Here is a 12,586-nt window from a genome sequence, read left to right on the forward strand (position 1 = left end):
ATATCCAAAGTGGATCCGTTATTATATATAAAGAGTAAAGTTACCTAAAAAACAAATGACACTTCAGGATGCAGGCTAAGAGCTAGTCTCAATGTATATAATAATGCTTGCAAAGGTAGGTGTACGGTAGACCTTGGAGATTTTAAAGCGTTTGGTTTAAATTTGCGATAGGATTATTTTAAAATAATACAGAATTTCACAAATATAAAAAATTAGAATTTAAATATCACAATATTATTAAATTTAAAATATTATACTAAAATATTAAATAATTATAAAATAATATTAAATTGTATAAACTTTATTTTAAAATAGTTTAGCCTTTTAGATTGTCAATTAATTTGTAATATTGTCTGTTAAATAAAGTTACAATAATTAAAGATTTATGGAGACTCATTTGAATTTAGCACCTGGTGAAACCTTAAGCTTATCAGGTTTTGATTCTTTAGGTGAACCAACAATTACAAGAGAAAATGATGGTTCACTTTTATTAACATTCTGCTTTATGCCTCCAGATAATGGTGCTTATGAAGAGAACCTGGATATTGATCTATTTGATGATTTTGATATTGAATTATCAAAGGTACTCGATGTGGAAGTTATTTGGGAAGATAGGGAATTTTTTACTATTCCATTTCCAAAAGAGGACACGATAAGATTATTAAAGAATTATTTAGAAAATTTTTGGAAAAACCTACCCACAAACTAGATAAATAATTTTCAAGTTAATAATTTATTCCAAACATTGTAAATTATTTATTAAGAATTAATTTTTCAATTTCATTTGATTTATCTTTATAACTAATAACCAAATAGTAAATACCCTTATTTAAATTATCAAAGTTAAGCTGCTTAATATTTCCTTCGTGGCTGCTTACCTGCACTCCCAAATAATTAAAAAGTCGAATTTTTAATATTTCATTATTTGTTAAAATATAAAGGTTATTTGATGTAGGATTAGGATAAATGGTAGCTCTTTTACTACTAGTATTAAACTTCTCATTAACGCTGGTTGTAATTGGTTCACAAAAACGAAATAATTCATTTCCCTTAAGGTACACATCGGCTGTAAAATAAAGGCAACTATCGAGAATAACAAAATTATTAGGATATGATGGCTCATTTCCTGGATTTATATCAGCTAATAATTTTGTATTTTCATTGGAACCATCAGATGACCAAAGCTCTTCTCTTTCCTTATGAGCCCCATAACCAGAGAAGTAAATTTTATTATTAAATTTAAATAGATTTGTAACATATGCATTTCCTCCTGGAAAAATTTCCTTAAGTAGTTTAGTCCCATCTTTTGTTCCATCAGTTACAAATAACTCCATATTTTCGCCAGTTGATGTTTGATCTGCAGCGAAATAGATTTTATTATTTAGATTAACCCATGACTGGGTATTAAAATTAATGAATCCAGGAGGATATGGGATAAGTGAATTTGAAAGAAGAATTGTGCCAGTTAATGATCCATCGGTTATATAAAATTGTTGGCCATTGGCAAAAAATAGGCATTTATTTCCAAATGGTATTAGTGAGAAGGGATTATTGAATTGACTTGAATTATTAGTCACTTGAGTTGTACCAGATTGTGTCCCATCTGATTTCCATATTTGCTTTCCATCTTTGTCATCTTCTGCAATAAAATAAAATAGACTATCAACAGAACATGCCGATCTAGTATCTCCTATAAAGTCTCCAGGGTTTATATCTTTGAGCAAATACGTTCCAAGAGGAGTCCCATCAGAAATATAATATTCTCGCCCTTTTGATTGTGTTGTGGCTGCAAATAGCACTTTTTTCAAGATAGGGTTGTAGGAGTACAATTCGGGAAATGAACTCATTTTACCGACTTCTATGTCTTTTAATAGCATTGTATTTATCGAAGTTCCATCAGTAATCCATAATTCCTCTCCATTTTTACCATCATCTGCGGTAAAAAATAAGCCTAGAGGTGTAGAAATACTCGAATAGTAATCACTAATACCACTACTATTGGCATTAATATTTTTAAGTAATATCACGCTATTTAACTTGGTATTTGTAGCATAAAGTTCATAATCTTCTTTAGAATCTTTTGCTGGAAAAATAATAAAGTCATTAAAAAGTTTAGATGAGAATATTCCCGAACTTGAATTGCCAGTATTAATGTCCATAAGTAAAGTATATTTGTCCGATTGTGGATCATAAACAAATGGTTCTTTTCCAGAGATATAATCATTGCCAGTAAAAAATAATTTACCGTTGGCTGAAATAATAGTGGTTTTGAAATCTAAACTACTTTCTGGACCAGGATATAGTTCTTTTAAAGGTTGTACCTGCGCAATACAGTGACTAACGCAAAAGAATACAGAAATCCATAATATTGTTTTTAACAATAGATTATACATATTTTAATTAATTAGATAACAACAAAATTAACAGTGTGCAATATTTTAATAAAATCAGTCTCTTTGATTACAGCAAAATAAACCCCTGCTGGCAATTCACTAACATTTAGATTTATAAATCCACTTGATAACAGATTAATATTTTGAAAAGTATTAATGACTTTCCCTTGTGAATTTAGTAATTCAATAACTACAGTTTTTGCATTTGAAGATAGATATGGAATTGAAATGTCTGTTTTTGCTGGATTTGGAAATACTTGACCAAAATAGTATGAATTATCTTTTTTGTCAGCTTTCTTAACATTTACAAATAATGAATTAATGTTTGTACAATTATAAGCAAGTTTGTTTAATATTTTAATTTCATGTTTCCCAGGTTCACTAAATAATACGGTATGTACTCCAGGTCCAAAGGCTGAATTGGGATAAGCTGACCTTCCAAAATCCCAATAATATTCTTTGAATTCGTCATTGTTAGTTTCTTTCATTTCAAATTGATATATACTTTCTGTTCCAGGTACTTTTGTCATTGTAATATTATCCTCAAAATTAATATTTTGATCAAATTCAAATTCACCAGTAAAAGAAATATTGAAACCGTTTTGACTTGTATAATTTGAAACTGCAAGAAAGTAACTATCTCCTTTATTAACATTTACCGATTTTAGATAACTGTCGGAATTTCCAAAACATCCATTAGATTCTGATATATCAAGTGATTCAGATTTTAGTCCAGTAATCCCCCTACATTTACTATCGTCGTTTATTTCATTACCAAGGTTTCTTCCAGATGCCATACAACGAATTGTTGAAAGATTTGAGCAACTAAACTTTTCATTTGATTTAAATAAAACAAAATCTAGATCATCTTCTATATTATTAGGTATAATCTTAAAATTTAACTCACCTTGAGTAAATATTTTAAATTTTAACCATTGTATATTACCATTTATTGTTTTATTTGGAAAACAACAATTATTGTCAATATTAATATTTCCATCAAGTGGAAATTTATCAATATAGACAATATCTTTTGAACAAATAAACTTTGCATGTTCACAATCCCCTGTTTGGGCAAAGCTCAAATGGTAATTTACTAATAATAAAAGGTATATTATTTTTCTCATAATAATTTTTATATCAATTATAAACAATTTTTATGCCAAATTAAAATTGGCACGATTTTTTCCATAAATTTTACTATTCTTTAATTAAACTATGAATTCGATGAATCACCTACGTGTTATTTTAATCTCCTTAGGGTTTTTATTAGTTTATTTTACTACTGCACATTCTCAAGTAGCTTTTAGAGATAATTCATTGCTATTCAATGATGATAGAAAATCTCATCCAGATTGTACTGAACCACAAAATATTCAAGTGAGTATTATTGACAAGAGTAAACTTTTACTAAAGTGGAAAGGGCCAAAGGCGACAAATAATGGTATAAGATATCAAGTTAGATTTCGAACTGGAGTAAACGATAACAATTGGAATTACATTGACGCGTTTAATGAGAATTATGTTGTTGTACCAAATATTGTTCCTGATTTTGTGTATGAATTCCAAATAAGAAAATTATGTGATGGTCTTGATACTGATTATTCATTAACTAGTGATTGGGTTGAAATTACCAGATCAATTTTAATTACTACTAAAGAACAAGGTGACAATCCTTGTGATGCTTTTACAGGTGAATTTATTAACTTAGGTAATGATACTGCAGTTATAAGAACTCATTACTTTCAGGCTAGTCCATGTGGAGATAGATATAAGTATAGATACAAATTATGTACAAATAATGCTGAATGGATTGAAGGTTATATTTTTGATTCAGATTCTATAATTATAACTTTACCTCCTAATTCAAATGCATGTAAAGCACAGATTAGGAAAATTTGGGGTGGCTGTAATGAAATCTATCAATATTTCTGTCCGTGGAATGATCTTAACGGGACTATGCTACTAGACTATAATCCTGATCCTGATCTTACCTGCGATGGAAGTCAAAGTATTCCACCACCAAATGGAACCACCCCTTTACAAACATTATTAGTGGGAGACAGATTTAAATGTGCAGGTATCCCAATTATTGTCGACAATGTTCAAGCAAATGGGAGTGGTAGATTTTCAGGAAATGGTGTTGCTATTTTGCCTTTTCCGAATTTAAAAGCAAAAGTTTCATTTCAAAATATTTCAATAAATGATAATCATGAAGTGTTTAGTGGTATTGTAAATGGGGTAAACAATAATGCATTTTTTAAACATTATCAAAATGTTGGAAATCCCAAAACAGGGCAAACTTCATGTATAAAAGAAGAAAGTGAATGGGACGAAAATGGCAATAATATCTATACAGGAACTCCATTAGATCGTTTTGGATTTGACAAAAATGGAAAATACAAAAGAGTTCCACCATATGAAGGGTGGGAAGAAGGAGATCCTACTGATACTATATATGATCCGAATGGTTTTGATTCAAATGGAAATTTTTACAAAGGGGGTAAATATGATGACTCTGGATGTTCCCGAGATAGTATAGATAAAGAAGGTAATCCTTGCACGCCTTCAAATAATGGACGCTATGAATGGAAAAGAGATGGTCTTGGAACAAATATTGACGGCGAAAATTTTTTTAAAGATAAGGAGGATAGCTTATCACTAGATATCGCAAATGTTCTTAATGAAATTATAGAAAATGAAGAAAATAATTTAACTGAGATAATTTCCAAATGTACACAATTAAAAAATTCTATCGATTCAATTTCATTTACTAGTCCTTTCGTTGATTATCGACCAACAATTGTTGGAACTACTGAGGAGTATATTCAGCCAGGTCTAAGTAAAGAATTCTATCAAACCCCTCAAAAACTTACTTCTGGAATTTCAAGAAGTGACCCAAAATTTTCTAAATTGGAATCTGATCATGTTGATTTATTTGAATGCGATATTGATGCAACAAAAAAGGATCAATATATAGACAAAGTGAAAACCTTGTTAGGAAAAGAAGATTCAATCAAGCAAATAATATCACAATACCTAAAATACTTTAATAAGGATAGTGTTGAAAAATACAAAGATCAAAGTGAATTTGAAGAATGGATTCGAAGAGAGTTAATGGAAATAATAAAAAATAGAGTTGATGGAATAAGCTTGAATGGAAATATTAAAAAAGACATTAATAAAATCCTGAATAATCAAAATATTCAAGATTTGTTACAGGACGAAGAAAATTTTATTTCTTTTGCTGATATAAATGCTGATTCGCCACATTATAATGTTGACTATAATTTAAAATTCAAATTAAGTCAACGGGATAGATTTATCAATGGTATACATCGAGCATTTTATCTTAAAGAAAATATTGAGAACAGAAATACATTGACAAATTTAGTTGTTAATGAAGAATATCAATTGCCTCTCAAATGGAATAGAGAAGTTTTGGGTAAAGACCAAACTTTATATTTGGAGAATTTATCGATTTCGCCTTCAACGGGTGGTAGCTTTGATCTATATTATATTTTTCCATTGACAACTAATAATGATTCAATAGTATTTGAAGCAACTGGAATAATATTTGGTCCAGGAGGTGTAATTGGAGTATCCCGATTACATTTATTGAAAGATTATAAAGTAAAGCTTTTCAAATCAGCTACTTTGAACATAAAAGGGACAAGTCCATCTACTTTTATTGAATTTGATTGTGATGGTTTTGCGGGAATTGGATTAGAGGCAGAAATTGAATTTTGTCGAGAATATTTAACTCCATTAACACAAACTTTAGAATTGGAAACTGATCCAACTAAAACTGTCAAATGCACATTGAAAGTAGAAATGAAATCATGGACTGATCTTTTCACCAAACTTGATATAGATCCCTTTGCAATTACAAGTTTTCCTGATGTAAGGTTTAAAGTTACTGATGCAATTCTAGACTATAGTGATGGGCGATCTGATGGCGTCGTATTTCCAACAGGTTATAAGAATGGTGAGGCCCCAGATGGCAGTGTAACCAATTCATGGAAAGGTTTTTACTTAGGTCAGTTAACTGCTTACCTTCCAAAACAATTTTCATCAACAAATACTCCACCTCAAATATCTGTCCAAAATGTCATTATAGATGATATGGGTTTTACGGGTAAAGCATCATATCAAGGGACTATTGTTTCATTTGACGAAGGTAATTTAGATGGATGGGGATTTTCTATAAATAGAATTGGTATTAATGTTATCACAAATAAACTTGCTGGTGCCGAGTTTGCAGGAAACTTGGATATTCCTTTATTTTCATGCGATACAACTAGTACAAATGATTGCTTCAATTATATTGCAGGATGGAAAGGCAACTACAATTTTGATTTTAAGGTAACTGCAGCAACCCAACTCAAAGCTAAGTTATGGAAAGCTACAGCAGTTGTTGATCCTGGAAGTATTGTTTCGATTATATATACTGATGGCAAATGGAAAAATGCCGCAGTGCTTTCTGGATCTATTAAAATAGGAGAGTCAGATTGTAAATTGGCCACTCCATATATTAAATTCGAAAAAATAACTTTGAAAAATGAACCTGAATATATTACAATTGGATATTTTGGAGTAAATGACAGTATTGGAGTAAAATTTAGTGGATTTGAACTAACCATAAAGAATCCTAAAATTGTTTCTATTAATGGAAATCCATCCATTAAGTTTTCAACTTATGTTAAATTAGGAGATGGAAGTTTCATTATTTCTGGTCGAGCCGATATTGCTATTGTAGGAGAATTAACCTCAATTGCACCTAAAATGAAATATGGATATAAAGGTATTGAGATCAGTTTATTGAAAATCGAAATGGATATAAAAGGTAATAAAATTAAAGGTGAAGTAACTTTTTTCAATGAAGATGTAAGCCAAGGATATGGAACCGGATGGCGAGGATTAGTAGGAGCTAATTTTAAGAGTTTAGGGGTTTCAGTTACTGCTTTAGGTGTTTTTGGAAAAATGCATGAAGGTACGGATTCAACATATAAATATTTTCTGGTTGATGCAGTAGGAGAATTTCCAGGAATTCCATTAGGAGCCTTAAAATTAAAGGGATTAGCTGGAGGGCTTTATTACCATATGCAGCGAGATACGGCTGTAGATGTAACTTTTGAAGAGCCTGGAGATGAGCCTCCACATGGTCAATCTTTATCGGGCATTGTTTATAGACCTTCAAAAAAAACATTATTTGGATTTAAGATAGGGGTTATATTATGTGCTGCTAAGGAAGAACTTTTCAATGGAAATGCAAATTTTGAAATGAGTTTTAATGAATCAGGTAGTATTGCAAGAATAGATATTTTTGGAAATGCTAGATTCTTTACACCAATAAACAAGAATGCAAGTTTAGCTTATTATGCTGGACCACCCCCACCAGGGTCAGGTCAAATTGTGGCAAACTTATCATTAACATGGGTTCCTGGTAAATTTGTTGGAAATCTAGATATATATTTAAATGCAGCAGATGGGAATCTAACTGGAGGTGGACCAGGAAATTTATTAGGTAGATCTGAAATGCTATTAAATTCTGCAGGAGCTTGGTATATTTGGAGTGGTACACCTTCTCGTCCATTTAGTGTGAATATAGCTGGTGCAAAAGCAAGTTTCTATTTTGATATTGGTAATACACTTCCACCTTTAGCTCCTTTGCCTTCTAAAGTTAGTCAAATGCTTGGAGGATTTCAAAGTACATTGTCAACAGGTGGCGCAGGTGGTGTAATGTTGGGAGCAAGTTTCACATCAAGTTTTTCAGGAAATTTTTCAATATTCTATGCCAGTTTAGAAGCAGGAGTAGGTTTTGATTTGGCTATGTTGAAATATAGGAATTTAATTTGTGCAAATTCCAATGGTGAAATAGGAATTAATGGTTGGTACGCACAAGGACGGATATGGGGTTATTTTGATGGTAATATCGGGATTCAGATTAAAAGGAGAGGAAAGACTAGAAGTTATGATATAATTGATCTATCAATGGCAGCTGTTATGGAGGGAGGATTTCCAAATCCATTCTATGCTAGAGGTGCAGTAGGAGGAAGTTATACTGTCCTTGGTTTGATCAAAGGTAAATGCAATTTCAAATTTGAATTAGGTAATAAATGTGAACCATCAAATGAAGACTATCAAGAAGAGGAATTTACAGCGATTGGCCAAATTACTCCATCTGAAGATACTAAGGAAGTAAATCCAGGAACAAATATTGGAGTAGAAATGATCGTTCAATTAAATACTAAATTGGAACTCATTGATGATACTGGCAAAGGTGAAATAATCGAAGTCAAGTTAAGAAAAGATAGTTGTTTTATAAAATTAGATAATGTCGAAAACTTACCATTCGATATAGAAATCATAAATGGTGGCAACAATATAATATTTAGACCTGTAGATTTTTTGCCATATAATGATACTATTCATTTTCACATTCAAGTAGATATTTATTCAGATGGCCAATTTGAATCATCAGAATATAGAGATTTAGTATTTTATACATCAGGTGAAGTTGACATATTTCCCGATGAAAACATAAGATACAGTTATCCGATAGCTAACATGAGTAACTTCTACCAAAACAATAATATAAATGGTAACGGATATATAATTCTGAATAAAACCCAAACAAATATAAATGCTAAATCAAAAGGTATATTTCAAGCAAGATTTAAAGGAAAGGACTTTTTAGTAATCGCAGATGTAAAAGTGGAAGAAAATAAATTCTTTTTCCCAATCCCTAACTTGCCAAATAATAAAGATTTTGTTCTTGAGCTTCTACAACCAGTAGAAAATAGTAAAAAACAAATAACTGAATTAAAAGTACTTTGCAGTATACCATTTAGAACTAGTAAATTCAATACTTTCGAAGACAAAATGAATATGATTCAAAACACTGAAAATACAATTGAAGGTGCAAATTCTATTTCAACAACATATGATATAGGTGAGGGTTTTGATGAATTAGAAATTAGTGGATCGGCATCTAATGATAGACTAATTGATTTTTACTTGAGGACAAAGCCAGGAAGTTCAAATGTTAAGGGGGATAATCAAACAGATTATATGATAGAGAGTATTCATCCTTATGATAAGGCGATGAAATTAATTTATAATCCATTAAATATTTGTTCATATACTTATTCATTTGATGCTTTCAAGAACATAAGACTACCTCAATTAAGTTATGTTAATGATTCAATCAATGGCAAATTTAGAATACTACTTAAAGGAACTATTTTAATGGATGCTCTTCAATATAGTAATTGGAAAATTCCTGAATTGGTATGTAATTATGCTAAGGCAAATCAACTTTCATTTGATGAAGCAAAAGAATATTTAACTACTGAATGTCCTGATTTAAAAGCTCTGGTCTATAATGAAATTGGAACATTTAATTTTGCTAATTGGAAACTATACATTCATTCAGTATATAAGTTGCCTGGCATGGCTACTGTTCAAAAATCAATAGAAATAAACGTTCAATAAGCAACCACCCTAAATATATCAATTATGAAAAAATTACGCTTATTAAATATTATATTCCTTACAATAGTATGTAATATATTATTGGGTCAGAATTATATTAATCTAGGCAGTTTAGCAGGCTATCCAACAAACCCAAATGCAGATAGAGGTTGGGCAGATTCTCTTCGTGCAAATCTGCCGGTTGAAAAAGTTCCTCAATTCAAAGTGTTTGAATTTAATAATTATTTGCACAATGATGCAATGGGTAATGTGGATGAAGCAATTGCCTTAGCTAAAGCTGCATCTGAAGGCCAAAGTGCGTATCTATTAATTGTTAGAATTAATGCTGGAAATGAAATAAATGCAAGATTTGAAGTTGTTTTAAATTTACCACTTGAGCCCAACTGTTTGACTGAGGCAGACCTTGATGTAAAGGAAACGGAGATAGAGTCTATATTAAATAAAGACAATTTTGGGCCTGAAGCTTTTTCTTCAAATTTGCCAAATGCATTACAACATTTAAATGCATACTTTAGGTTTCTAAAGTATGAAAGTTGCTATTCTGATAAGGACCCCAAAAAAAGCGGTTCAAATTGCAATGTTGACATAGATAAATTAATAAAGTCCTTAAATTTAGATGCAACACGAGAAGCATGGTTAAGGAATAATACAACATTGAAATGTGAAATTCATACTTTACTAATGGCGAAAGGTGGGTACACTGAAAAAAATCTCGCATTAGCAAAATTTGCATTTAACTATTTTTATGACTATTCAAATAATATTTCGATAAATTTTACAAATATAGTTGTTAATTCAGGCTTAGACAAAGGATATTGGCCTGAATTCGGTGAATTAAGTTCAAGTTACAATAATTCATTTGACAAAATACTAGCGAGAGGTCAAATTGCACTTATTAATTCATCGAAAGATTTTAGCACAATTGGTCCAATAACCTATGCAGCTTTATTGGATGCAGCCCACCAAATTCAGGAAATTGTAGATGAAGTAAAATTGGCATTTGAAGGATTGGCAATAATTGTTATGACACCTGATTTGTGGCTAACGACAGGTTTAAGTTTTGCTGCTTGGCTTACAACTAATTGGTATGAACTTACACCAATAGGAGATGTACTTGATATTAAAAATGGATTTGAACAAATTAAAATAGGTAAATATATTAAAGGAGGTATTTTGATAGGCCTTGGTACAGTTTCAATTATGCCAATTGGTAAAGCTGTAAAAATAATAAAAAGTGTCGGCAAAGTGGGATTTAGCCTTACCAAAGTGAGTACGGAGTTTCTTCAGGTAATTAAGGAAATTGGGAGTCCAACAATTGATATGACTAAAAGAATATCAAGTGATATTAATGGAGGAAAGATACATTTTGACGTAGGATCTTATGAACCAAATATAACAAGTGGAGGATACTCTCAATCAATAATTGATAAAATTAGAAGTTACAAAAAATTTTGGCGCATGCACGAAATACGCGTAGCTGAGGAACTCAAGAGAACTCGCGGAGTAGTTGCAGAGCAAGTCCATGTTAATATTAAAAAATGGGACCATAATGGAAATTTAATAGGAGAATCGAATCAAGTTCTTGATATTATTTCAAAAACTGAAGGAAAATTGCTAATATCTGATGCTAAACATGTTCAAGCTGGAGGCGATATTCATTTAGATGGAGATGTTTTTACAAAAAAAATTAGCTACACTAAAGAACAAAAAGTAGGTTTTGATATCATGTATACGCCTGCAACGAGTCCATATATTCTTCAAATTTACTTTACGGGTGATATAACAAAGATAAGAGGACTAATTCCGGAGGCACAACAAGGTGTGAATTATGCTTCTCAATTTCACAGAAAAGTTGAGATTATTTCTAATAAAGCTCATCAGGATATTCTTAAGCAAGATTTAGTTTTCGGTTATTACAAATAAAAATAAAATGACTTTATCAATAAGAAGTATTACTAAAGATGTTTTAGAAAAAATCCAAGCACTTCTAAATGTTAGGAATTTGGAGTATGTTGTCAATAAAAATGACTTTGAAATTAAATTTGGTGAGAATAAATTAATTTTAAAGAATTGGTTTGACAAGCCAGATCCAGGGATCTATACAATCTCAACTTGGATTGCTATAAGCAATGATACTATGAATAAATATCTAAGTGCGGCAAGATTTCTCAATAATAATCTAATAGAATATGGCATATGTATTTATTCAATTCCAGAATCATACTCTAATAAATTAAAATTACCTATTACTGACAAAGTTTCAGAAGAATATCACATAAATTTATTAGCAAATTTAATAGACAGTAATGTATTAGAATGGGCAAATAATCTTTCTTCATTAAATTTACTGGATAAATATTTTAATTTACAAGTTAATACCAGCATAAATACTGAATATCCATCACGTGAAATTTATGGAATTCTCACAAGTGCTTTAGTACAAAATAATGAAAAAGTTAAAATAATTGATCAGAGATTATTTAATATTTCACAAGATACAGGTTTTATTAAAGATAATTATCTTCCCAAATTGCTTTTAGAAAACTTATGCAGAGATTCATATTTGTCTATGGAAGAATTGAATTATTTTATTAATAAACATAATTTGTAGCAAGTAAATTTAATTAGCATTGTGACAATGAAAGTATTTGTATTTAGATAGTAGTATAGTTTTGATTAATTTAATCGATTCAAAT

General features: G+C 30.5%; 6 protein-coding genes. 4 read left to right on the forward strand and 2 right to left on the reverse strand.

Translation table 11 applies throughout. The features are described 5' to 3' along the window. Window positions 1-385: 385 nt before the first annotated feature. Window positions 386-709 carry a hypothetical protein gene (locus tag IPK88_07460; GenBank protein ID MBK8243245.1) on the forward strand — a complete coding sequence of 108 codons (324 nt, stop codon included), beginning with the start codon at window positions 386-388 and terminating at the stop codon, window positions 707-709. Between the two features lie 43 nt (window positions 710-752). Here the strand turns inward: IPK88_07460 and IPK88_07465 are convergent, their stop codons facing one another. Together IPK88_07465 and IPK88_07470 are read right to left on the reverse strand one after the other, a co-directional pair. Beyond that, entirely contained in the window at window positions 753-2,393 is a 1,641-nt protein-coding gene (locus IPK88_07465) for a T9SS type A sorting domain-containing protein (protein MBK8243246.1), read from the reverse strand. Window positions 2,394-2,404: 11 nt separating this feature from the next. Continuing rightward, the gene (locus tag IPK88_07470) at window positions 2,405-3,520 is read right to left on the reverse strand and encodes a T9SS type A sorting domain-containing protein (protein ID MBK8243247.1); all 1,116 of its coding nucleotides are present in this window, start codon (window positions 3,518-3,520) and stop codon (window positions 2,405-2,407) included. A gap of 100 nt (window positions 3,521-3,620) precedes the next feature. Here IPK88_07470 and IPK88_07475 point away from each other — a divergent pair, with 100 nt between their 5' ends. From IPK88_07475 to IPK88_07485, 3 genes are read left to right on the forward strand one after another with little or no spacing between them, the layout of a single operon-like run. Further along, entirely contained in the window at window positions 3,621-9,890 is a 6,270-nt protein-coding gene (locus tag IPK88_07475) for a fibronectin type III domain-containing protein (GenBank protein MBK8243248.1), read from the forward strand. A 24-nt stretch (window positions 9,891-9,914) separates the two neighbouring features. Beyond that, entirely contained in the window at window positions 9,915-11,813 is a 1,899-nt protein-coding gene (locus IPK88_07480) for a hypothetical protein (GenBank protein ID MBK8243249.1), read from the forward strand. A 7-nt stretch (window positions 11,814-11,820) separates the two neighbouring features. Beyond that, window positions 11,821-12,501 carry a hypothetical protein gene (locus IPK88_07485; protein MBK8243250.1) on the forward strand — a complete coding sequence of 227 codons (681 nt, stop codon included), beginning with the start codon at window positions 11,821-11,823 and terminating at the stop codon, window positions 12,499-12,501. Window positions 12,502-12,586 lie beyond the last annotated feature (85 nt).

This window comes from Candidatus Defluviibacterium haderslevense (genome assembly GCA_016712225.1).
GTDB lineage: Bacteria > Bacteroidota > Bacteroidia > Chitinophagales > Saprospiraceae > Vicinibacter > Vicinibacter haderslevensis.

What these genes read in the sequence shown, in the direction of transcription:
- IPK88_07460 (MBK8243245.1), top strand. Translation starts at nt 386, where the DNA reads ATGGAGACTCATTTGAATTTAGCACCTGGTGAAACCTTAAGCTTATCA.
- IPK88_07465 (MBK8243246.1), bottom strand. Translation starts at nt 2,393, where the DNA reads ATGTATAATCTATTGTTAAAAACAATATTATGGATTTCTGTATTCTTT.
- IPK88_07470 (MBK8243247.1), bottom strand. Translation starts at nt 3,520, where the DNA reads ATGAGAAAAATAATATACCTTTTATTATTAGTAAATTACCATTTGAGC.
- IPK88_07475 (MBK8243248.1), top strand. Translation starts at nt 3,621, where the DNA reads ATGAATCACCTACGTGTTATTTTAATCTCCTTAGGGTTTTTATTAGTT.
- IPK88_07480 (MBK8243249.1), top strand. Translation starts at nt 9,915, where the DNA reads ATGAAAAAATTACGCTTATTAAATATTATATTCCTTACAATAGTATGT.
- IPK88_07485 (MBK8243250.1), top strand. Translation starts at nt 11,821, where the DNA reads ATGACTTTATCAATAAGAAGTATTACTAAAGATGTTTTAGAAAAAATC.